Annotated in this window: 16 protein-coding genes; 13 read left to right on the top strand and 3 right to left on the bottom strand. The window is 65.3% G+C overall.

Annotated features, from left to right (window positions below; translation table 11 throughout):
- Positions 1-23: 23 nt before the first annotated feature.
- The 9 genes from mtrA (at position 24) to secA (ending at position 12719) form a co-directional block, all read left to right on the top strand.
- On the top strand, positions 24-701 hold the full coding sequence (mtrA, locus tag QNO08_RS12975; protein ID WP_229965093.1) for an MtrAB system response regulator MtrA: 678 nt from the start codon (positions 24-26) through the stop codon (positions 699-701).
- The gene (gene mtrB / locus QNO08_RS12970) at positions 673-2412 is read left to right on the top strand and encodes an MtrAB system histidine kinase MtrB (RefSeq protein WP_229965094.1); all 1740 of its coding nucleotides are present in this window, start codon (positions 673-675) and stop codon (positions 2410-2412) included. Before mtrA ends, mtrB begins: the two co-directional genes overlap by 29 nt.
- On the top strand, positions 2402-4165 hold the full coding sequence (locus QNO08_RS12965) for an LpqB family beta-propeller domain-containing protein (RefSeq protein WP_229965095.1): 1764 nt from the start codon (positions 2402-2404) through the stop codon (positions 4163-4165). The genes mtrB and QNO08_RS12965 overlap by 11 nt, the downstream gene beginning before the upstream one ends.
- Positions 4166-4319: 154 nt before the next feature.
- Positions 4320-5198, top strand: a complete 879-nt coding sequence (locus tag QNO08_RS12960) for a ComF family protein (RefSeq protein WP_284155602.1) — start codon at positions 4320-4322, stop codon at positions 5196-5198.
- Positions 5199-5368: 170 nt separating this feature from the next.
- Positions 5369-6085 carry a ribosome hibernation-promoting factor, HPF/YfiA family gene (hpf, locus tag QNO08_RS12955; RefSeq protein ID WP_229965097.1) on the top strand — a complete coding sequence of 239 codons (717 nt, stop codon included), beginning with the start codon at positions 5369-5371 and terminating at the stop codon, positions 6083-6085.
- Positions 6086-6602: 517 nt separating this feature from the next.
- Positions 6603-6746 (top strand): hypothetical protein, encoded by a 144-nt coding sequence (locus QNO08_RS12950; RefSeq protein ID WP_229965098.1) that lies wholly within the window; start codon positions 6603-6605, stop codon positions 6744-6746.
- A gap of 34 nt (positions 6747-6780) precedes the next feature.
- A complete protein-coding gene (locus QNO08_RS12945; RefSeq protein WP_229965099.1) occupies positions 6781-8406 on the top strand; it encodes an HNH endonuclease signature motif containing protein in 1626 nt (541 codons plus the stop codon).
- A gap of 211 nt (positions 8407-8617) precedes the next feature.
- Positions 8618-9826, top strand: a complete 1209-nt coding sequence (locus tag QNO08_RS12940) for a winged helix-turn-helix domain-containing protein (RefSeq protein WP_229965100.1) — start codon at positions 8618-8620, stop codon at positions 9824-9826.
- 91 nt (positions 9827-9917) lie between these two features.
- Positions 9918-12719, top strand: a complete 2802-nt coding sequence (gene secA / locus QNO08_RS12935) for a preprotein translocase subunit SecA (RefSeq protein ID WP_229965101.1) — start codon at positions 9918-9920, stop codon at positions 12717-12719.
- Between the two features lie 22 nt (positions 12720-12741).
- Here the strand turns inward: secA and QNO08_RS12930 are convergent, their stop codons facing one another.
- Positions 12742-13371, bottom strand: a complete 630-nt coding sequence (locus QNO08_RS12930; RefSeq protein WP_229965102.1) for an Rv3235 family protein — start codon at positions 13369-13371, stop codon at positions 12742-12744.
- A gap of 144 nt (positions 13372-13515) precedes the next feature.
- Complete coding sequence (locus tag QNO08_RS12925; protein WP_229965103.1) at positions 13516-14322, bottom strand: LysM peptidoglycan-binding domain-containing protein; 807 nt, start codon at positions 14320-14322, stop codon at positions 13516-13518.
- A gap of 336 nt (positions 14323-14658) precedes the next feature.
- Here QNO08_RS12925 and QNO08_RS12920 point away from each other — a divergent pair, with 336 nt between their 5' ends.
- Complete coding sequence (locus tag QNO08_RS12920; protein ID WP_284155601.1) at positions 14659-15171, top strand: hypothetical protein; 513 nt, start codon at positions 14659-14661, stop codon at positions 15169-15171.
- Between the two features lie 150 nt (positions 15172-15321).
- Here the strand turns inward: QNO08_RS12920 and QNO08_RS12915 are convergent, their stop codons facing one another.
- Positions 15322-15555, bottom strand: coding sequence for a helix-turn-helix domain-containing protein (locus tag QNO08_RS12915; RefSeq protein ID WP_229965105.1), 234 nt, complete (start codon positions 15553-15555; stop codon positions 15322-15324).
- A gap of 220 nt (positions 15556-15775) precedes the next feature.
- On the opposite strand from QNO08_RS12915, the gene QNO08_RS12910 reads away from it, so the two are divergent.
- The 3 genes from QNO08_RS12910 (at position 15776) to QNO08_RS12900 (ending at position 22728) form a co-directional block, all read left to right on the top strand.
- Positions 15776-16423, top strand: coding sequence for a CpaB family protein (locus tag QNO08_RS12910; protein ID WP_229965106.1), 648 nt, complete (start codon positions 15776-15778; stop codon positions 16421-16423).
- Positions 16420-17796 (top strand): CpaE/TadZ family protein, encoded by a 1377-nt coding sequence (locus tag QNO08_RS12905; RefSeq protein ID WP_229965107.1) that lies wholly within the window; start codon positions 16420-16422, stop codon positions 17794-17796. Before QNO08_RS12910 ends, QNO08_RS12905 begins: the two co-directional genes overlap by 4 nt.
- 84 nt (positions 17797-17880) lie before the next feature.
- Entirely contained in the window at positions 17881-22728 is a 4848-nt protein-coding gene (locus QNO08_RS12900) for an NAD-glutamate dehydrogenase (RefSeq protein WP_229965108.1), read from the top strand.
- Positions 22729-22730: the final 2 nt, after the last annotated feature.

Genomic DNA, 22730 nt, shown 5'->3' with positions numbered 1-22730 from the left:
CAGTCAACTGGGAACAGGGAGTTATGAAGGCACGCATATTGGTCGTGGACGACGACGAAGCACTGGCCGAGATGATCGGCATTGTGCTCCGCAACGACGGGTTCGACCCTGTCTTCTGCGCTGACGGTTCCAAGGCACTGGAGATCTTCCGCAATACCAAGCCCGACCTAATCCTGTTGGACCTCATGCTGCCCGGAATTGACGGGATCGAGGTGTGCCGGCAAATCCGCGGCGAGTCCGATGTTCCCATTGTCATGCTGACGGCAAAGTCCGACACCTCCGACGTCGTGCGCGGGCTGGAATCCGGAGCCGACGACTACGTCCCCAAGCCGTTCAAGCCCGCCGAGCTTGTGGCGCGGGTGCGCGCCCGGCTGCGTCCCGGCGACACCAAGTCTCCTGAGACCCTCAGCATTGGGGAAGTCTCCATCGACGTCGCCGGACATGTGGTCTCGCGCGGTGCCGATACCATTTCGCTGACCCCGCTGGAATTTGACCTGCTGGTGGCCCTGGCACGCAAACCCTGGCAGGTGTTCACCCGGGAAATGCTGCTGGAGCAGGTGTGGGGCTACCGCCATGCGGCGGATACCCGGCTGGTCAATGTCCATGTGCAGCGGCTCCGTTCCAAGATCGAGCGCGACCCCGAAGCACCCGAAATAGTTCTGACGGTGCGCGGTGTCGGTTACAAAGCGGGCCAGAGCTAGGCGCTCGCGGACTTCGGCCCTGACGGCCGAAGTCCTGCCTGCAACGGTGCGGACGTTCAAGCGGTTCCGCGACACCCTGCGCAGGGCAACATTTCAGCGGATCGCCCGCCGGTGGCGGCGGTCCCTGCTGTTCAAGACGGTGGTCTCCACGCTGCTGCTGGTCACGCTGGCCTGTGCCGGCGTTGGCGCGTTCTTATCCCACCAGATCGCGGACGCCCTTTACGAGGAGCGTCTGAGCCAGTTCCAGTCCGAGGCCACCGCCGGACTCAACTCGGCGAAGGAAAACTTCCGCACCACGGCGGCAACGGACCGTGAAGGAACCGAGCGGCTGGTCTCGAATACCCTTTCGCTGCTGGAAGGGCAGGGTGCCGACGCACGCCGGCTGTACCTGCTCACTCCCATGCCGGACCAGGAACAGAACCTGTTTGTCTCCCAGACCCTAGGCGAGGGCATCACTGCCGGCAGCATTCCTTCCGTCCTGAGCGAATCCGTCCGGAGCATCGACGTGAACAGCGACCAGGACACCATCCACTGGTCCCCGCTGGCCCTGGCCCACGGCGAACCGGGACTGGCATTCGGCACCAAGGTCACACTGCCGCCGGACAGCGCCGAATACGCGCTCTACCTCATCTATGACCTGTCCTCCATGCAGCAGACCCTGGACGACATCCACCGCATCCTGTGGATCGCCGGCGGGCTGCTGATGGTGATCATCGGCACCATCGCGTGGATCGTCGCGAAGGCCGGCGTCGGCGCTGTCAGCGATGCCGCAGCGGTTTCCGAGAAGCTGGCTGCCGGCGAGCTCCAGGAACGCATGGTGGTCAAGGGCGAGGACGACGTCGCACGCCTGGCGGCCTCCTTCAACCACATGGCGGCCACGCTGCAGGACCAGATCACCCAGCTTGCCCAGCTCTCACGCATGCAGCAGGTCTTCGTCTCCGATGTCTCCCACGAACTGCGCACCCCGCTGACCACCGTCCGCATGGCAGCCGAGGTGCTCTACGACGCTCGCGACGGGTTCGACCCGATCAGCCGCCGCTCCACGGAGCTGCTGTACCACCAGGTCGAGCGCTTCCAGGCGCTGCTCGCTGACCTGCTGGAAATCTCGAGGTTCGACGCCGGTGCGGCCACCCCCGATCTGGAACCCACCGACATCTTCGCCGTGGTCCGCGAGGTCATCGAAGCCACGGAACCGCTGGCCCTGAACATCGGTTCCACGGTCACCATCGTCTCGAAGGAAACCAGCTGCATGGTTGACGCGGACCCGCGGCGCATCGAGCGGATCCTTCGGAACCTTGTCGTTAATGCGCTGGAGCACGGCGAAGGGGAGCCGATAGAGATTGCCATCGGATCCAACATGGACGCCGTCGCAGTGGCCGTGCGGGATCACGGGATCGGCATGACCGAGGAGGAGGCGTCCCGCGTGTTTGACCGCTTCTGGCGAGCCGACCCGGCCCGGGCGCGAACCACCGGAGGCAGCGGTCTCGGGCTGTCGATCGCCGTAGAGGATGCGCTGCTGCACGGCGGCCTGCTCCAGGTCTGGGGGCGCCCGGGGGACGGCGCCTGCTTCCGGCTCACGCTGCCGCGCCGGCATGGGGTACCGTTCACGGATTCGCCCGTTCCTCTGTCCCCGTACGACGGCGCACCGGGTACCCGGGCATTGGCCGCCCCGGCACCACCACCAGTTGAGGAGAAGACCGATGCCAGCTAGCACGCACTCCGCCGCTGCGCGTCCGTTCTCCCGGCTGATTGTTATGGTTGCCGCTGTGCTGCTGGTGCTTTCCGGCTGTTCCTCCATTCCCACGACAGGTCCGGTGGGCACGGCGTCCGCCGACAGTGACGGGAACCTGGTCGTGGACAGCTTTGCCGTCGCGCCGCCCGGCCCCAGCGAAGACGGGGGAGAAACGCCGGGGGAGATTCTGCAGGGATTCATCACAGCGGGGACGGGTGCCGCCGACGATTACAGCGTGGCGCGGGAATTCCTGACGGACGCCGCAGCCGAAACCTGGATTCCCACCGACCGCGTGCTGATCTACGGCGCCGATCCGAACATCGTGCCGTCCCCCGAGGGTGACACCTATTCCATCCAGCTCGAAGTGGTTGGTTCGGTTGATAACCGCGGGATCCGGACGGACCGGGCCTCGGGCACCACCGAAACGCTGACCGCCAACCTGGAACAGGTGGACGGGCAGTGGCGAATCAGTGCCGTGCCCAACGGCATCATCGTCTCGGAGGTCAGTTTTTCGCTGCTGTTCCTCTCCCATAACCTCTACTTCTACTCGAGCGGCTTCGACTTCTGGGTTCCCGACACCCGCTGGTTCGCGCAGAAATCCGGGCTCGTGGCCAACGTGGTCAAAGCCATGCTCGAGGGACCGGCACCGTATCTGCAGGGAGCGGTGAGCAGTGCCTTTCCGGCCGGCACCGCACTGGCCCGGGATGCCGTGCCGGTGGTGTCCGGAGCGGCGACAGTCGATCTGTCCGCCGACGTCCTGCAGGATTCCAGTGACCTGAACCGGCAGCAAATGGCGCTGCAGCTGCATCAGAACCTGGTCAACCTCAACAATGTGAACTCGGTGAACATGACCGTCAACCAGCGTTCCGTGGATCTGGGGAAGGAAAGCAGCGCCCTCGTTGAAGCGGTGGCAGACCCCGAGGTGGGCGGGACGCAGATCGGCGCCTATCAGAACGAACTGGCCTACATTAAGGACGGACAGCCGCAACCGATCGAGGGGATTCCCAGTGTTGCCGAGCACGCGCCCCGAGACCCTGCCCTCTCACTGGACCTGGCGACCATCGCCTTCCTGAACGGAAACCGATCGTCCCTGTTCATGACCGGACCGAACCAGGAAGTCCGCAGAGTCGTGGAGGGCAGCTTGCTGACGGCCCCCAGCATTGATCCGGGGAAGTGGACGTGGACGGCTTCCCAAGCCGGCGGCGGCGCCACCATCCTGGCCCTGCCCCCGGGCGGCGGAGCCGAGGACGTCCTGTCCCTGCCCGTCCCGTGGCTGGCCGAGGTCAACGTTTCCGAGCTGCGGATCTCCCGCGACGGATCACGCGCCCTGCTGGTCACCAGCCACGGCGGCAGCAGCCAGGTGTTGGTGGCCGGTGTCGTGCGGGACGCCGCCGGCGTCCCGCGCACCTTGACGACCCCGCTGGAGCTGGCCGTCACGGGTGATCCGGGCTCCGGCATCCCGGAGACCCTTCCGGTGGACCGGGCCAAGTGGGTCACCGAAGACTCCATCGTCGTCGTCCAGACTTCGCAGGATGATCGGGTCACCCCGATCATCCTGGGGTTGGGTGCCAGGCCCGAGCCCCTGGCCGGACTTGCCGGCATTACCGGCCTGAGTGCCGGAAAGGGCGGGCAGGACATCTATGTCCAGACGCCCTTGGCGATGTTCAAGCGGATGGGTAACAGTTGGTATCAGGTCAGCGAGGGGCTGACCGATCCGGCGTTCCCCGGGTAGCACTACTCCTGGATTCGTCCTCCACTTCTCCTTGGCTTCTCCTGCACTCCTCCTGCACAGCGGGGGGTGTGGCGGATGTGCCGGGAAATTTGTCCACCGCCGGTCCGGATCCGCAGCCGGTGCGCCGGACGTTGGACATGCTGTCCGTATGCGCATGGTGGATCTCTCAGCGTCCGGACTGGGCAGGGCCGCGGACCGCTGCCGTTTGCAGCCCTTGCCCGCAGCCATGGGCGCAGCGGTGGCGGAGCTGGCAGCGGCGCTGCTGCCGACGTCGTGCGTTGTCTGCGGCGCGGCGGACTCTTCGCTGTGCCCCAGGTGCCGGCGGGCGGTCCGACGCAGCGGCACCCACCCCTGGTATGCCCAAGATGCCGCCGAGCTGCTCCCCGGTGCCGAAACGGACGGTGATTCGTCGGCGGACAGCGTGCTGCCGGTGCTGGCTGCCGGGCGGTACGCCGGCAGCCTCGCGCGAGTCGTCCTCGCCTATAAAAACCACGGGCACACGGACCTGGCCGCTGTCCTGCGTCCGATGCTGGCAGGCGTGCTTCATCAGGCCGCCGCCGACGCCGGCCGCCGCGGCCTCGTCCTGGTTCCGGTCCCGGGCACTCGGCGTGCGCTGCAGCGGCGGGGCTACAGCCCGCTGGGGTTGCTCCTTGGCTCTCTTCAGGCCAGTGGTCTCCTTCCGGCGCAGACCACTGTGAAGCCGCTTGTCCGGCTGTCAGGTGCGGGGCTGCGGAGTCGCCTGCATCCCGAAGCTTTGAGCGCCGCAGTTTCCGGGCGGGCCTCCAGCAGCCAGAAGAACCTCGGGCGGAGAGGGCGCCGGACCAATGTTTACGGAACTATGACGGCCGGGAATCCGGGCTCACTGGCCGGGATCCGCACCCTCGTGGTCGATGACGTGCTGACCACCGGCTCCACTATCGCCGAGGCCGCCCGCGCGCTGAGGGCGGCCGGAGCAAGGGTTGAAGGGGCCGCGGTGATAGCTGCAACAGCGGCTCCGGCAAGTGACGCAAATAACACCAAAGGAGGAGCCTAGTCCAAGCCGAACAGGTCAGGTAATCGGAATGTCCGAAGGTGAATAACGCTGTTGGGTGATCTAACGTGTTGGTATGGACAGCTTCAAGAAGAGGAGCTTTCCTGCGGCAGCGGTCGCAGAGGTTTTGGCAGCGGCCGTTGCTGTGTCACCGAAATCTATTGGAGGGCACCATGGAATTCATGATCAGCGGACGCAACGTTGCAGTATCCGACCGGTTCCGGGAGTATGCCGAGGAACGAATCGCCAAGGTGGAGAACCTTGGGAACAAGGTCCAGCGTGTAGACGCACGAATCACCAAGCAGCCCAACGTCCGTGAGGCCGACAGCTCTCTTACCGTGGAACTTACCGTTATCGGCAGAGGTCCGGTGGTACGGGCTGAAGCCACGTCCGGCGACAAGTTTGCAGCCTTTGATCTGGCCTACGCCAAACTCATTGAGCGCCTGCGCCGGGCAAGCGACCGCCGGAAAGTCCACCACGGCCGGCACACCCCGGTCGCCGTGCGGGTTGCTACCGCAGACCTGGATACGGTCAGCAGCGACGAACCCCTGTACGTGCAGATGGAGAACGCAGCAGCTGCGGCCGAATCGACGGTCGACGAATCCGATACCGCAGAACCCACAGATGACAGCCCAGTCCTGATCCGGCGCAAGGTTTTCCCGGGTGCCCCCATGAGCCTTGACGCCGCCGTGGACAACATGGAGTTGGTCGGCCACGACTTCTACCTGTTTGTGGATTCTGCTACCGGAGCCCCCTCCGTTGTCTACCGGCGGCGGGGCTGGACCTACGGTGTCATCACCTTGGACTCCCGCTGTGCCGAAGGCACCGAAGACCTGCGGGATGAAACGCGGGCCTACCGGCCTTCGGAAGGGGCAGCAAAGATCGCGTAGGTTCTCTCGTGGACTGCGGAGGTAGCCTGCACCGGCTGTGAACCGGTGCGAATAGGGACCGGTCAGCAGGCATCACGAGCGAAACCGTTGAGGTTATTGTGGAAGGCCTCCGGGCAGGGAAGAACTTGTTAGAAGTTCACCCGCCCGGGGGCCTTTCTGGTTTTCGGCTGCAGAACCTTCACCTCAGTGCGAAACCAGTCTCTTAGGGGCGGCGCCGCACTGGTTCCCACTCTCTGTTGCCCCTGTTGCCTGGTGGAGTCACGCCAGCCCCGGAGCGGAACATTGCGGGGGAACCTGTGCGACTGCCGGCCAGTAGTGCGATGGGGTCGACTGCGCGCAGGGTGCAGGAGCCGTGACCGACAGATGCAGTCGTGCTACGTGCACAGGTATCGGCTGTGGTGCGTGGGTAGTCCGTCGAAAAAGACAGGTATTTGTGGGTCCCCAAATCGTCCTGTTTGGGGTCGTTTTGGGCCTTTTCCGAGACGGAAATGTCAGTGCCGGGTGAAAGTCTGGAGTCATGGATCAGAACGGATCTTCGACCGGGACTCCCGGTGCCGATGGCACCGGCGATGAGGCTGCGGCGCGCACCCGGTTCGTCTATGTAGCCGACCCGGAGGGCGCCGGGTCGGAGGCTGGGAAGCCTGAGGTGGCAGGGCCCTGATCTTGCTGGCTTCCGCGATGGGTTTACCGGCTCTTTGGTTCTGCAGAACGTGGAGTCCCTGACCGAGGAGCAAACCGGGACGGTGTTGGCCCGGCTCAATCATTTGTCGCGGTGGGTGCAGGCGCAGCAGGCTCGGGTCCTGTCCCGGCTGCAGACCGTCTACGAGGACGAGACCCTGTCCGTTACCGGGTTGCGGGACGCGGAGATGGCGTTCAGTCTCGCTGCGGAGGAAGCCGCAACCATTCTGGGAGTGCCCACCGGTACCGGAAAGGCGTTGCTGAGTCAGGCCGGTGATCTCTGCACCAGGAACACGGCCACGCTGAAGGCGTTGGAGTCCGGACAGATCAGTTACGGGCATGTCGAGACTCTGGTGGAGCAGTGTATGGGAGTGGTGCCGGGCGAGCTGCCCGGGTTCGAGGCGGAGTTGCTGGGTCTGGCTGCGGGCCAGACCAGAACCCAGTTCCGGGTGAAGGCTCACCGGTTGCGGGAGCAGTACTATCCGGAGACCATTGTGCAGCGGCAGTTGACGGCGTTTGAGCAGCGGACGGTGTGGGTGCGGCCGGAGCCGGACGGGATGTCTTGGCTCTCGGCGTTACTGCCGGCCGAGAAAGCCCAGGCCATTTTTACTCAGCTCAGTGTTGCGGCCCGGGGTGAGCGGGCCGCCGGGGACACGCGCACGGTGGATCAGTTGCGCACGGATATCCTGACGGACTTGCTCGGCGGCCACGAGCATGAGTGCGGGGACGAGTGCAGAAACAGAAACGGTGGTGGCGGCCGCGGCAAAGGCGGCAGCGGCCGGAGGGGCGGAGACAGCGGCGGCACTGGTGCGGGTGCGAAGAGCAAGACGGGCAAAGGCCGCAGTAAGGGTTCCGGCTCCGGCAACAAGGCCAGCATCCAAGGTGAGGGGTCCGGTTCTGCTGCCGGCTCCGACTCCGATACCGGGGCCGGATCTGGGAAGGGGGCCGGGTCCTGCCGGATTGGCCACGGGCCCAGGGCTCGGACGGAGATCCTGGTGATGATCAACGCCGAAACCCTCTTCGGAGCCGATGACCAGCCGGCGGAACTGAACGGATACGGGCCGATCAGCCCGGAAACGGCCCGGCGGATGGCTCGGGAAGCGGCGAAATGGACACCGGTGGAACGCGACCCCGAAACCGAAGAAATCCTGCGGGTCGGCAAACGACGGAAGGTCCCCGACGGATTAAAGCGGGTCCTGCGGGTGCGGGACGGGACGTGCCGGTTCCCGGGGTGCCGGACCAATGCGGTGATTTCCGAGATTGACCACACCAAGCCCTGGGCTCAGGGCGGGCCGACGGATCATGACAATTTGGAGCATTTGTGCCGGCGGCATCACATGTTCAAAACCGAAGGGTTCTGGAAGGCCAGGCAGCCTCGTCCCGGGGTGATTGAGTGGACCTCACCGGGCGGCAGGTGTTACCGGACGGAACCGCAACTGAGCCTGTCCCGGGAAACCTGCGGCGTTGACGGCGGCCAGCGTCGGTCGGAGATATCGGCGGGACCAGACATCAAGGCGAATGGTGGCCAGGCGAATCGCGGAGGCAACGCAACGGGCGTTGATCCATCACCGGCCCATGATGCCGGCGGACCAAGTGCTCCAGACGATCCGGATGACTACGGCGACGATCCGCCGCCTTTCTGAGGGAGTCAAAGAGTACGGCCGGGAGTCAAAGAGTACGGCCGGAAGTCAAAGAGTACGGCAACCCTTTCGACCAGCAGCGACCAGCGGATCAGCAGAATGCGGCTCTCGCCCTGAGACGTTCGGCTGTGGCAGGGACGTCGGAGTCCCCGCGCCCATCTGCCGTGCGTGGCACGTGTCAGAGCGGGAGAGCCTCGGACCTAGGATGGGCACTATGGAACCAACCCTCACTGCCCGGCAGGCGCGGCTCACCGCGCTGGGCGCACAGGGCCTGGTCAAGGGGCGGCCCGCCACCGTCACTTCAAGATCGGTTGGCCGGGTCCTGAAACAGCTGCACCTCCTGCAGATTGATTCAGTGAACGTGCTCTCCCGGAGCCACTACCTGCCGCTGTTTTCCAGGCTGGGTCCGTACGATACTGCCGTTCCCGATAGGTTGGCCTCCAAGGCTCCGCGCCAGATGGTGGAGTACTGGGCACATGAAGCCAGCTACGTCCGCCCGGAGCTTTTCCCCGATCTGCGGACAGTCCAACGCCGTGTGTGGATGACAGCGCACTCACTTCCCACCGAGGTGAAGAACCGGCTGAGCGAACAGATCCTGGGGCTCCTGGCCGGCGGACCGCCACTCACCGCGAGGGAAATAGCCGACAGGCTGGGGGGCGGTGAGGTGAGGACCAAAGGCAACTGGGGATGGAACTGGAACGCCTCGAAGCGGGTGCTCGAAGACCTGTTTGCGTCAGGCCTGCTCAGCTCGGCCGGACGGACTCCGCAGTTTGAGCGTCTTTACGCTCCCACGGCTGCCGTGCACCCTGCGGGCCCTGCCGCTTTGGAGCCGTCCGATCCGCAGGAAGCAGTACTGCGTCTGACGGAACTGGCCGCACGCGCACACGGGGTGGCCACCGTCCGCTGCCTGGCAGATTACTTTCGGCTGCCCCAGCGGGAGACCGCGTCGGCGGCGGCCGTACTGGTCCGCACGGGGAAACTGCGCCGGGTGCGGGTCGCTGGCTGGCGTTCGCCTGCCTACCTGCACGCGGAAACGGTTATCCCGCGCCGCTCCTCGGCCCGTGCCCTCCTCAGCCCCTTCGACTCCATGGTGTTCGAACGGAAACGGCTGGAAGCGCTTTTCGGTTTCCGGTACCGCCTCGAAATTTACACTCCGCCCGCGGCGCGCCGGTACGGCTACTACGTTCTGCCGTTCCTGCTGGGGGAGGAATTTGCGGCACGGGTGGATCTCAAAGCTGACCGGTCAAACAAGGCCCTATTGGTCCAGGCCGCCCACCGCGAGGACGGCGCTCCGGCCCGCACAGCCGTTGAGCTTGCCGCGGAACTACGTATGATGGCAGATTGGCTGGGGCTCGACGACGTTATTGTAAAACCATCAGGTGATTTGGCGGAGGCATTAAAACTGGCAGTATGCCGGGAATAGATCCGCTGCGGGAACCCCTGCACACCACCAAACGTCTCTCACGTAGACTGGGGACGCCAGAATTAGGCAACACTAGATTGGGAGCAAATCAGTGGCATCACTACTCGAACGGGTTCTTCGTACAGGCGATAAGAAGACGCTGAAGACGCTGCGCAACTACGCCGATGCGATCAACGTGCTCGAGGACGAGTACAGGGGCATGAGCGACGCCGAACTTCGGGGCGAGACCGACCGCTTCAAGGAACGCTACGCCGACGGCGAGAGCCTGGACGATCTGCTCCCGGAGGCCTTCGCCGCAGTCCGTGAAGCTGCCGGCCGCACGCTGGGCATGCGCCACTTCGACGTCCAGATGATGGGCGGCGCGGCCCTGCACCTGGGCAACATCGCCGAGATGAAGACCGGTGAGGGCAAGACCCTCGTCGCCACCGCTCCCGCATACCTCAACGCGCTGACCGGGCGAGGCGTGCACATCGTGACGGTCAACGACTACCTGGCCGAGTACCAGTCGGACCTGATGGGCCGCGTCTTCCGCTTCCTGGGCATGACCAGTGGCTGCATCCTGTCGAACCAGGACCCCGCAGTCCGCCGAGAGCAGTACAACGCGGACATCACCTACGGAACCAACAACGAGTTCGGCTTCGACTACCTGCGCGACAACATGGCCTGGAGCGCCGCCGAACTGGTCCAGCGCGGCCACCACTTCGCCATCGTTGATGAAGTGGACTCCATCCTCATCGATGAGGCCCGGACCCCGCTCATTATCTCCGGAGCCGCAAGCGGCGACGTCAACCGCTGGTACACCGAGTTCTCGAAGGTAGTGCAGCGCCTGGTCCTGGACACCGACTACGAGGTGGACGAAAAGAAGCGCACCGTGGGCGTGCTGGAATCCGGCATTGAGAAGGTCGAGGACTACCTGGGCATTTCCAACCTGTACGAGTCGGCGAATACGCCCCTCATCGGTTTCCTGAACAACGCCATCAAGGCAAAGGAACTGTTTAAGCGGGACAAGGACTATGTGGTCCTCAACGGCGAAGTCATGATCGTTGACGAACACACCGGACGCATCCTCGCCGGACGCCGCTACAACGAGGGCATGCACCAGGCCATTGAGGCCAAAGAGGGCGTGACCATTAAGGCCGAGAACCAGACGCTGGCCACGGTGACGCTGCAGAACTACTTCCGGCTCTACGAAAAGCTCGCCGGCATGACCGGAACGGCTGAGACTGAAGCGGCCGAGTTCATGAGCACGTACAAGCTCGGAGTGGTGCCCATTCCCACCAACCGGCCGATGGCCCGGATCGACCAGCCGGACCTGATCTACAAGAACGAAATCGCCAAGTTCGACGCCGTCGTCCAGGACATTGCCGAGCGCCACGCCGCCGGCCAGCCGATCCTGGTGGGCACCACCAGCGTCGAAAAGAGCGAGTACCTCTCCAAGCAGCTGGCCAAGGCCGGCATCCGGCACGAGGTCCTTAACGCCAAGAACCACGCCCGTGAAGCTGCCATCGTGGCCCAGGCCGGACGCAAGGGCGCCGTCACCGTCGCCACCAACATGGCCGGCCGAGGCACTGACATCATGCTCGGCGGCAACGCCGAGTTCAATGCCATCTCCGAACTGGAACGACGGGGACTGGATCCGAGCGAGAACCCGGATGAGTACGAAGCCGCCTGGCCGGACGCCCTCGAAAAGGCACGCAAGGCCGTGGCCGCTGAACAGCAGGAAGTCATTGACCTTGGCGGCCTCTACGTGCTGGGCACCGAACGGCACGAGTCCCGCCGCATCGACAACCAGCTCCGCGGCCGTTCCGGCCGTCAGGGAGACCCGGGGGAGTCACGCTTCTACCTGTCGCTGACCGACGACCTCATGCGGCTGTTCAACTCAGGCGCCGCCGAGCGGATCATGAACAGCTCGTCCATGCCCGACGACGTCGCACTGGAATCCAAGCTCGTCTCGAAAGCCATCCAGAATGCCCAGGGGCAGGTCGAGGGCCGGAACGCCGAGCAGCGCAAGAACGTCCTGAAGTACGACGACGTCCTGAACCGCCAGCGCGAAGCCATCTACGGCGACCGCCGCCGGATCCTGGAAGGCGATGATCTGCAGGAGAAAATCGGCTTCTTCCTGGAGGACGTTGTCACGTCAATCGTCAACGAAGCCACTGCCGAGGGGCACGGGGACGACTGGGACTACGAGCAGCTGTGGACCAACCTCAAGACCCTGTACCCGGTGGGCCTGACCATTGACGAAGTGGTCGACGAAGCCGGAGGACGCGCCAAGGTCACCCGGGAATTCCTGCAGGAGGAAATCCTCTCCGACGCGAAGCTGGCCTATCAGGCACGGGAGGCCGCGCTGGGCGCTCCCGCCATGCGCGAACTGGAGCGCCGCGTAGTGCTCTCCGTGATCGGGCGCAAATGGCAGGAACACCTCTACGAGATGGACTATCTCAAGGAGGGTATTGGCCTGCGCGCCATGGCGCAGCGCGATCCCCTGGTGGAGTACCAGCGCGAAGGTTTTGTCATGTTCCAGACCATGACCGAAGCCATCCGCGAGGAGTCCATTGGCTACCTGTTCAACGCAGAAGTGAAGGTGAACCCGCCGGCCGCTGACGTTCCTCCGGCTCTTGCCGGTCTGAAGGACGGCCGCAGTGTGGTCGGCCAGCCGACCATCACGGCTGCTGGTCTTGAAGCACCGCAGCGTCCCGCGAGCCTGCAGTTCTCTGCACCCAACACCGAAGGCGGCGTGGAGACCCGGGTGGAGCGGGCTGCATCCGCCAAACCGGCGAAAGCCGGCGGCAAGACAGGCGCAGCCAAGACCGCGGGTTCTGCACCGGCTGCGGATGCCCAGGGTCGAAAGACGCCGAATGCGGCTCCGAAGAAGTCCAAGCGCCGCAAGTAACCGTGCTCCGCAGTAACGGGATCTAACCGATCTCCAGGGCCGTGACCTTCCAGAGTCCGCGCCGCAGCTCTATACGAAGAGCCGCGGCGCGGACTCTGCTTTGTTCGGCCGCTACGACCGATGCTTCGTAGATGCCTTCCGAGACGGGGCAGATTCGGCAGCAGCGGATCACGACCTGCCGGTGCAGGCGCACCGGCATCGTGCGCGTTCCCTGCCTGGCGGCTGCCCCGGTTCCAGCCCTGGACCCGGTCCCTCCTGCGGCACCCAGTTCCCTGCTGCGGACCAGATTGGCGCGCAGCTGCAGACGCTCGAAGCTCGGGGGATCGAGCCACCGGGCCATCTGCTGAAGCGGCCGGGTTCCGCCGAGTACTTCCAGCGCCGCTTGGGTGACGGACCGGGCTATGGCGTTCACCCGCGCGTCGTCCTCAGGGGTGCTGTGCCAGTGAGCCTGGTCCTGCGTCGCCGGGCTGGAATCGGCGGGTTTAGCCGCCTGCGGGGCGGGCTGCCGGGGGCGCAGCTTGACCGGTGGAGCTCCGGCCGGCGAATAGCCTGTAACCGGAATGCGGTGCACGGTGAGCGGACGCGGAGCCCCCGACGCGGTGGCCAGCTCGTCCGCTGCCTCTTGGACTGGAAATGTAATGACGGTGGTCATGGTGCTGTCCTTTCCTGGAAGTCCGCTGTGGAATGAGCGGCGGTACCGGAGGTATGACGAAGGCACGGTCGGTGAAACGCCGGGGCAAGGCGCACTGCAGCAGCAGTGCCGGTGCCCGGGTGCTGCGCGAGGTTGGAGACTTCGTTATTGGCGGGGCACTTCGGGCACTTCGGGCACCGCGAAGATCTGGCCGGGCAGAATCAGGTCCGGGTCAGCGCCAATAACGTCCCGGTTCCGTTCGTACCAGCGCGGCCAGTGGGCAGCGATTTCAGCGTCCGTGGCTAGAGGGCCAAGCTGTTCGGCGGCGAGGCTCCACAAGGAGTCTCCCGAGCGGACCACTGCCCGCCCGGATGCATCGGTGCGTCCGGGACGGATAAAAACGTTTGGCGTCACTTCCTGCGCCCGAGGCTTCCACTGCGGATTCGCCGGACTGTCAGTGGGTGACGGCTCCGCTGAGTTGCCGGCAACCGTTCCGGTGCCTGCCGGACCCAAGCCGCGTTCCGGCAGCACCAGTGTGGGGTTCCACTGGGGATGCACCGCGGCATCCAGCGGGTTTTGCAGCATGGAGACGCTCTGCCCCGGATTCGCAGGCAACGGATCGGCTGCCTGGGCGGCACCGGCGCCGGCCACGAGGTTCAGGCCGATGGCAGCGGCAGCGAGTCGCTTCATAAAGGCGGGAGCCAAGGCGCCGGCAGCTGCAGCGGCTGCCGCATGTCCGGCTTTCTGCAGCAGGGCGGATAGGACGGCCAGGACCAGCCCCAGACTCCACCAAAGGGCGATGAGAAGACCCGCCGCAGCGGCAGCGAAGCCCGCCAGCCCCTGCAGGGATGACACCGATCCCTGGAGGAGGCTTACCGAATCCGGCAGCGTCGCCAGCCCGGCCCACAGCAGGACGGCGGAGGCGGCGATTCCGGCACCCAGAACGAGGAGGTCCCGCAGCAGGTGTTTCATTCGGGTCCTCCTTCGTCTCGGGCGCCAGCCTTGTCCACGCGGCGTCTCCTTCATCCTGGGTATCTATCCACCTCGGCGGCCCGGTCCGCCGCTACCGATCGGTGGATTTCGCTGCCGGAAAGATGCAGTTTGATGCAGTTTGTTGCCGTTTGATAATGGATAACGCTGTTTGATGGCTTCTAGATCGTTTGGTGGGACTTGTCTACAGTGCGGTTGCCCCGGTGTCTAGGGTGATTTTGAGATTGTTTGCCTGGGCCCGTGGTAGTAGGTGCGGAGAGCAGCGGCTAGCCTGTGCACATGCGATGGGACGCCCTTTTTGCCGACATGGAGGCCCAAATGGCCTCTGCTCACCAGCTGGTGCAGGACGCTGAGGTTTCCGAGCGGCTTCGGACCGATTTTGCCGGCATGGACCTGGCGGGCCGGCTGCACAGCCAGACCGGACGGTACCTGAAGGTGGACGTCGGTCCATGCGGGGCCTTCGAAGGGGAACTCAGCCATGTGGGCCGCGGGTGGATCGGCTTGGACGGTGAACGGCGCTCGTCGGTCATTGCGCTTGACCACGTGGTGCTGATCGGCGGAATGGACCGCTTTTCCACAGTGGATGCACCAGCGGCACGGCTGGGGCTGGCGTCCGCGCTGCGGGGCCTGTCCCGTGACCGCGCGGCCGTGCAGGTGTACTTGGCAGGGCAGCCGCCCGCCTCTGCCCTGGATGGCAGCGTAGACCGGGTCGGAAAGGATTTTTTCGAACTGTCGCTGACTCCCCGCGGCGAACCTCGGCGGCAAGGCAACGTCCGCGGAGTCTTCACCGTCCCCCTGCGAGCGGTGGCGGCGGTCTGCTCGGCCGTCTAACGATTGGGCGCGGGCCGGCACGGGCAGCGCCCAGGCGGGAAATGTGCAGGAAATCGGCTCGGCAGGGGGCAGCGCCCTAGCAGGAAATAAGCGCGCCCAGGCGGGAAATAAGCAAGTCACGGGCAGCGCCCAGGCGGGAAACCAGCGGGGCTACTGCTCGGAGGCGGCCCTTTCGGATGCGTCGTCGCGCTGTACGGCAGCAGAGCGGCGATAGGCGTCGGCGATGAATTCCTCCAAGACACGGGATTCCACCCGCCACTGCCCCCGCCCGCCAATCTGGATGGCTGGGAGTTCCCCCGACCTCACCAGGGCGTATGTCTGTGACGAGGATATGTTCAACACCTCGCCGACATCGGCCAGTGTCAGGAACCGCTTCTCACCCACGTATCCACCTCAACATCCATCCACCCTATCCATCCGCCGGATCCATCCGACGCACTGTCGCATTCAGTCTCCCACTCCGGCAGCCGGACCGGCGAAGTTATCCACACTTTGAAGTTTCCGAAAAATCACCGTTTCCTTCCGCCGAATTGTGGTCAACAATGGCAGCGATTGCCCGTCCGGTGCCATGCAGCCCCGGACTCCGGTGTTACCAGGGGGAAAAATGAGTCTCACTACAACCGTGCAGCCGTCCGCACCGCGCCTGAAAAAACCGTCGTGGAAAGATCCGCGCCTGCTGCTCGGCATAATGCTGGTGCTGGCCTCCACCGCGGGCGTCGTTGCACTCGTGGGCTCCGCGGACCAAACCACTGAGGTGTTCGTCGTTGACGAGAACATTCCGGTGGGTTCATCGGTCAGCGCCCAGGATCTCGCCGTGGTTCCCGTCCGGCTGGGTGACGTCTCCGGTTCCTACCTGCCTGCGGCCGAGGGAATACCTGAAAACGCCGTGGCGTCGGGGCTGCTGCGGAAAGGCGAGCTGGTGGCCCGCACCGACCTCGGCACCGCGGATGACCTGGACCGGAAGCCGGTGGGACTGCGTGTCGACGACATTCTTCCGAGCGGAACCGAAGCGGGGTCGCGGGTTGACGTTTGGGTGGCGCTGCCGAATGAGCGCAACGGCTTCAAGGAACCACAGCAGATCCTTACCGCTGCCGAAATCTCAGAACTTACGGTCGACGAGTCGGTGCTGGGTGCCAGCCGGTCCACGCAGCTCCTGGTCCTGGTGGAGGACGACGACTTGGCCGGACTCCTTAGCGCCCAGTCGAACGGCGCCAAAATAGCCGTGGTCCTGAATCCAGGTGCAGGATCATGAATATTCCGGTCGTGACGGTGGGCAACGGTGTCACCAACCTGGTCGGGGACCTGGAGCGACTTCACGGGCCGGTCACTGTGGTCCGCCGCTGCGCCGAGCTGTCAGAACTGATCGCAGCTTGCCAGAGCGGCATCGCCCGGGCGGCGATCGTGGCCGACGACGCCGGCGAGGTCACCGCCGCCCTTGCCGAGCGTCTTGCCGCCACCGGCGTGGCCCTGCTCGTGCTGGCGGATGAGGAAGGCTCCCAACAGCGCCTCGATGCGCTGAGCATCGCCCACGCTCCCCGCGGATCCGCCGCCGAACTGCTCTCGGACCTGGTGTCAGACGCAGTGGGCCGGATGGACGGCCGCAGTGCCTCCACGCTGCTGGCCGATCCCTCGGCAGCACTGCGCACCTGGTCGCTCGATGCCGCCGGAGCCCCCGACCGCGGAGCGGGGCGGGGCGACTCTGCCGCCGGCAGGACCAACGCCAGGACCGACGGCGGAGAGGACGGCGACCGGGGACAGGAGTCCGGGGATGACATCCGGGCTGCGGGAACCGTTGTCGCAGTCTGGGGGCCGACGGGCGCGCCGGGACGAACGACGGTGGCCGTGAACTTTGCAGCGGAAGCCGCAGCGGACGGAAAGACAGTGCTGCTGGTTGACGCCGACACCTATGGATCCTCCGTCGCCGCGAGCCTGGGGCTGCTGGACGAATCCGCAGGCGTGGCCCAGGCCTGCCGGCTGGCCGACCAGGGCCTGCTCGACCCGCAGTCACTGCTCCGCAGCACGCTTAGCGTGTCGCTGAAAGGGCAGCGGCTCTTGGTGCTCACCGGGATCACGCGCTCGGACCGCTGGATCGAGTTGCGACCCACCGCCTTGGGCCTGGTCCTGGAGCAGGCACGCAAGGTGGCCGACCTGATCGTCATAGATTGCGGATTCAGCTTGGAAGCCGATGAGGAGTTGAGCTTCGACACCCTGGCGCCGCGCCGGAACGGCGCCACGCTGCGGGCCCTGGAACTGGCCGATACCGTGTATGCCGTCGGGGCGGCAGACTCGGTGGGCGTTCCACGACTGGTCCGGGCGCTCGCCGAATTGGAAGCGGCAGTACCGGGCTCGGCACCCAAGGTGGTGCTGAACAAGGTCCGTTCCGCCGCCGTCGGGCGCTCCCCGGAGCGGCAGCTGAGTGATGCCTGGGAGAGGTTCGGACCCGGAATACCGGTTACCGCGTTCCTGCCCGCTGACTTCTCCACCGTGGACGCCGCACTGCTTGCGGGTTCCGCACTGCTGGAAACGGCGCCGTCCTCGCCCCTTCGGCACGCAATCGCTGCGCTCGCCAACGTCAGGGTGTCCTCCCGGCGCCGTTCCAAGCGGGTGATGTCCGCTGCAAAGTGACCTTTTCATTCTTGCGGGATAGGCTCGAGTGAGGCCAACCGCAAAGAAGCGGGAGGTAAGAAGGCTATAACGGAGGCGTATTACATGTCGTCTGGATCCCGTATTCCGGATCTATCAGGTACCGACGATTCCCTGGACGAATTCACAGGGAACTACTACGAGCATCTGGCAGGGGAAGACGCAGACGGATATCCGCGCTCAACCCTGCGCGAAAGGGCCGAACGTCACCGTGCGTTGGGGTCGCTGCGGCCCGAGGGCCAGGCCTCCGTATCCGTCTTCGATCAGGGCGATGCCAGCGTAGTCCTGATCGTCACCGACGACATGCCGTTCCTGGTGGATTCCGTGACAGCGGAAATTGTCCGGCAAAATGCCGCGATCCGGCTCGTTGTGCATCCCACCTTCCTGGTCAGCCGCGACCGGGAAAGCGGAGAACTGCAGGCCGTGCACCGCGTGCCGGCTGCCGCCGGGGTCTCCAGCGGCGACACCGCGGCACTGCCGAATCTGTCAGCCCTGCTGGGGCGGCAGGATGAAACCACCCGCATCGAGTCCTGGATTTCCGTTGAGATCGGACGCCTCCCCGACGAAACACGGCGGGATGAGCTCACCGAAGGGCTGCGCAAGGTCCTTGAGGATGTGCGGCTGGCAGTTACGGACTGGCCCGCCATGCGCGCCAAGGTCCACGAGGTTTCCCGTTCCCTCGGCGAGGCCGCGAACGCCGGCGACATCCCCGACCTGCAGCAGGCCCGCGAACTGCTGTCCTGGTTGGACAACGGCAACTTCACCTTTCTGGGCTACCGCGAATACGACCTCATTAACGAAAACGGCGAGGACGTCCTGCGCGTCAGCGAAGACAAGGGACTGGGACTGCTGAGCCGTGCCTCCGTGGCCGGCCGGGTCCAGCACCTGACCAGCGCAGGCAGGGCGAAGGCCCGCGAAAAGCGCGCACTGGTCATCACCAAGGCCAACTCCCGCTCCACCGTTCACCGAGCGGCGTACCTTGACTACATCGGCATCAAGAGCTTCGACGCGCAGGGCAACGTGAACGGTGAGCGCCGGTTCATCGGGCTCTTCTCCACCGGTGCCTACACCGGTTCGGTGCGCAACGTGCCGATCGTCCGGGACAAAATCCGCGACGTCATGCGCCGGGCGGGTTTCCCCGCCGATTCACACTCCGGCAAGGACCTGCTCTCCATCCTGGAAACCTATCCGCGGGATGAGCTGTTCCAGATTGACGTGGACGCCCTGCTGGAGACTGCCCGGAGCATTCTCCGCCTGCAGGAGCGCCGCCGCACCCGGCTGTTCCTCCGCCCCGACGTGTACGGCCGCTTCATGTCTGCACTGGTCTTCCTGCCGCGGGACCGGTACAACACATCGGTGCGGCTGCGCATCCAGGACGAGCTGCGGTCGAGCTTCAATGCCGAATCGATTGATTTCGAGGCGCGGCTGACCGAGTCGGCCCTGGCCCGGATCTTCTTCCGGATCCGGCTGCCCCGCGGCGCCGAAATCGAGGAGCTGGATGCCGGCGCGCTGGAGCAGCGCCTGGTCCAGGCGGCCCGCTCCTGGAGCGAAGGCATCGGCGAAGTCCTGCGCTCCAAGTTCAACCGGGAGCAGGCCGGAAAACTCTCGGCCCTGTGGGCTGAAGCTTTCCCCGCCGATTACCGCGTCAGCTACGAGGTTGAAGATGCCCTCGAGGACATCGCCCGCTTCGAAGCCCGCGTCTCGGCTCCGGACTCTGCCCCCGAACTTTTCGTCTACGTGCCGGAAGCGTCCCGCCGCAGCGGCGGCGAAGACGCGCGGCTGAAGCTGTACCTGCTGCAGCCGCGCTCCCTGACCCAGATCCTGCCCATCCTGCACAACCTCGGCCTGGAAGTTCTCGACGAGCGTCCCTTTGAAATCAGCAGGGCAGACGGCACCTCGTTCTACCTGTACGACCTGGGGCTGAAGTACCCGGCCGGCATGGACCCGGTGAAGACGGGCTCACTGTTGGCCGAGGCGTTCCGCGCCGGCACCTCCGGCGCCAGCGAATCCGACTACTTCGACCGGCTCATCCTGGAGCTGGGACTTTCCTGGCGCCAGGTGGTCATCCTGCGCAGCTACGCCAAGTACATGCGCCAGCTGGGCAACACCAACTCCTACGGGTTTGTTGCCGGCACGCTCCGGCGCAACCCGGACGTGGCGCGCGCCCTGGTGGGCCTGTTCGAGTCCCGTTTCAACCCCGACCTGTCGGAGGAGGAGCGCAACGCCGCGGAAGAGAAAGCCCGGGAGGCCCTCGAAACCGGTTTGGAGCAGGTACCCACGCTCGACGCCGACCGGGTGCTGCGGACCGTCGCGAACCTGATCAACGCCACCCTGCGCACCAACTTCTACCAGGAAAAGCCGTACGTCAGCTTCAAACTGAACACCGCGGCCATCGAGGGCGCGCCGTTCCCGCGGCCCAAATACGAAATCTGGGTTTACTCCCCGCGGGTGGAAGGCGTGCACCTGCGCTTCGGCGAGGTCGCACGCGGCGGTCTGCGCTGGTCCGACCGCCGAGAGGACTTCCGCACCGAAATCCTCGGCCTGGTCAAGGCACAGACGGTGAAGAACGCCGTCATCGTGCCCACCGGGGCCAAGGGCGGCTTCTACGCCAAGCAGCTGCCCGATCCCGCCGCGGACCGTGCCGCCTGGATGGAAGAGGGCAAGGCAAGCTACCGCACCTTCATCCGCGCACTGCTGGACATCACCGACAACCTGGTGCTGTCCGACGACGGCGAGGAGCAGCTGGTGCCGCCGCAGCGCGTCGTGCGCCACGACGGCGATGACAGCTACCTGGTGGTTGCTGCGGACAAGGGAACGGCCTCCTTCTCCGACATTGCCAACGAGCTGTCGGCTGAATACAACTTCTGGCTTGGTGACGCCTTCGCCTCCGGCGGCTCCGTGGGCTATGACCACAAGGCCATGGGCATCACCGCCCGCGGCGCTTGGGAATCGGTCAAGCGCCACTTCAGCGAGCTGGGCGTGGACACGCAGTCCGAGTCCTTCACGGCCGTCGGCGTGGGCGACATGAGCGGAGACGTGTTCGGCAACGGCATGCTCCTTTCCGAGCACACCAAGCTGGTGGCGGCCTTCGACCACCGGCACATCTTCCTGGACCCGAACCCGGATCCGGCCCTCTCCCATGCGGAGCGGCGCCGGCTGTTCGAACTGCCCCGGTCCTCCTGGGCCGACTACGACGCCTCGCTGATCAGCACCGGCGGCGGAGTCTATCCGCGCCAGGCCAAGAGCATTCCGCTGAGCCCGGAGGTCCGCGAGGTCCTGGGCCTGGACAAATCCGTAACCAAGATGAGCCCGCCGGATCTGCTGCGGGCCATCCTCAAGGCACCGGCCGATTTGCTCTACAACGGCGGCATCGGCACCTATGTGAAGGCCTCCACGGAGACCAACACCGAGGTGGGGGACAAGGCCAATGACGCGATCCGCGTGGACGGCTGCGACCTGCGGGTCAAGGTGATCGGCGAGGGCGGAAACCTGGGCATGACCCAGCGCGGACGCATCGAGGCTGCCCGGGCCGGCGTCATCCTCAACACCGACGCCATCGACAACTCGGCCGGCGTTGACTGCTCCGACCACGAGGTCAACATCAAGATCTTCGTGGACCGGATGGTTGCTGCCGGGCGCCTCGATCCGGCTGAGCGCGCCGAATTCCTGCACTCCATGACCGATGAGGTTGGCCGCCTGGTCCTGCAGGACAACAAGGACCAGAACATGCTCCTGCTCAACGACCGCCGGCACGTGATCGAGTGGAGCCCCAGCTTTGAGCGGCTGATGGACTGGCTTGAAAAGCACGCCGACCTGAACCGCGAGCTCGAGGCGCTGCCGACCAACGCCGAGCTCCGCTCCCGGGTGGCAGCGGGCGAGGGCCTCACCTCGCCGGAACTGTCGGTGCTGGCCGCCTACGCCAAGATCGAACTGACCAAGGCGCTGACCAACTCCGACCTGGCCGATGATCCCTACTTCAGCGGCACCCTGCGCCGGTACTTCCCGAAGCAGATGGTGGAGCGGTTCGCCGACCAGCTCGACACCCATCCGCTGCGCCGGGAAATCATCTCCACGATGGTGGCGAACGACATCATCAACATCGGTGGAATTACCTTCGCGTTCCGCGTGATCGAGGAAACGTCCGCCACCGAGTCCATGGTGGCGCGTGCGTTCACCGCCCTGCGCGAGATCTACGAGATCGACGGCGCGGTGCAGGCCCTGAACGACCTGCCGGCAAGCTTCCCCACGGAACACTGGACGACCATCCACCTCGACATGCGCCGCCTGCTGGACCGCGCCGTGCGCTGGTTCGTCAACCATGTGGGGCGCGGCAGCTCCATCGAGGAGGACATCGAAGCGTTCAAGCCGATCATCGGTCCGCTGCGGGAGAACCTGCTGGATTATCTGCAGGGAGCGGACCAGGAACGGTACCGCACCGAGCTGGAACGCTCGCGCGAGTGGCAGGTTCCCGAAGAGCTCTGCGTCTACTGGGCCGAGCTGTTCGAGAGCTTCGGCCTGCTGGACGTCGCCCTCCTGGCCTCGAAGCGGGTGGACGAACCGGCGGCAGACGTTGCCGGTGTGTACTTTGCCCTCTACGAGCGGTTCGGCATTGACGACCTGCTGGAACGGATCACGAAGCTGCCGCGCGGCGACCGCTGGCAGGCCCTCGCACGGGCAGCCCTGCGTGATGACCTCTACTCCACCGTGGCCGACATGACGGTGGCAGCGCTGAAGGCCACGGTCGGACAGGCGGGGGAGGACCCGCTGAAGCGGGTTGAACTGTGGGAAGACCAGAACGCCGACAATTTGGAACGCGCCCGGGTGATGTTCGAAGATGTCAACAAGCTCGAGCACGACGACATGGCTTCCCTCTCGGTTGCCCTGCGCCTGCTGCGCTCCATCGTTCGACGCTAGAA

The sequence above is a fragment of the Arthrobacter sp. zg-Y820 genome, from assembly GCF_030142155.1.
Classification (GTDB): domain Bacteria; phylum Actinomycetota; class Actinomycetes; order Actinomycetales; family Micrococcaceae; genus Arthrobacter_B.
Note: the sequence above shows the minus strand (reverse complement) of the source record. Positions and strands in the feature narration are given on the sequence as shown.